Source organism: Mycobacterium sp. E3305 (assembly GCF_001666785.1).
Lineage (GTDB): Bacteria > Actinomycetota > Actinomycetes > Mycobacteriales > Mycobacteriaceae > Mycobacterium.
In genome coordinates, this window is the sequence record NZ_LZJA01000001.1 from 1 (window position 1) to 845 (window position 845).

Consider the following 845-nt stretch of genomic DNA (forward strand, 5'->3'; position numbering starts at 1 on the left):
CGCCGCCACGGCCAGCACGCCGACGCCGGCCGCCGCGAGGGACTCGCCGCCCGCCACCCCCACCGAGGAGATCCTGGCCACCATCTACGCCCAGATCCTCAGTGTCGACCGCGTGGGCGTCGACGATTCGTTCTTCGAACTGGGTGGCGACTCGCTGGCGGCGATGCGGTTGATCGCCGCCGTCAACACCGGGCTGAGCGCCCACCTGGGGGTGCGGTCCCTGTTCGAGGCGCCGACCATCCACCAGTTGGCGTCGCGCCTGGGTGCGGCCGGGACGGCGCGCACCCCACTGCCGGCGATCGAGCGCCCCCCGGTTATTCCGTTGTCCTTCGCCCAATCCCGGCTGTGGTTCCTCGACCAGTTGCAGGGCCGCTCGGCGGTGTACAACATGGCGGCGGCGTTGCGCCTGGACGGCCGCCTGGACGTCGACGCGTTCGGCGCCGCGCTCGGCGACGTGGTGGCCCGCCACGAGAGCCTGCGCACGGTCTTCATCGCGGCGGAGGGGACGCCCCAGCAGGTGGTGCTGTCACCCGAGGAGGCCGACGTCGGCTGCGACGTGGTCGATGCCACCTCCTGGCCGGCGGCGCGGCTGGCGGAGGCGGTCGAGGACGTGGCGCACTACGCGTTCGACCTCGGTGCCGAAATCCCCCTGCGCGCTTGGCTTTTCCGCACGGGCGAAGACGAGCACGTGTTGGTGTCGGTGCTGCACCATATCGCCGCGGATGGATTGTCGCTCACCCCGCTGGTGCGGGATCTCGGGGTGGCCTACGCCAGCCGGTCCGCCGGCGAAGCCCCCGGGTGGACGCCGCTTTCGGTGCAGTACGCCGACTACACGCTGTGGCAAC

Annotated in this window: 1 protein-coding gene; it reads left to right on the top strand. The window is 71.8% G+C overall.

Annotation, left to right across the window (positions count from 1 at the left end):
- Positions 1-845: condensation domain-containing protein (locus A5701_RS00005; protein WP_231972737.1), on the top strand; the 845-nt coding region annotated here is incomplete at both ends.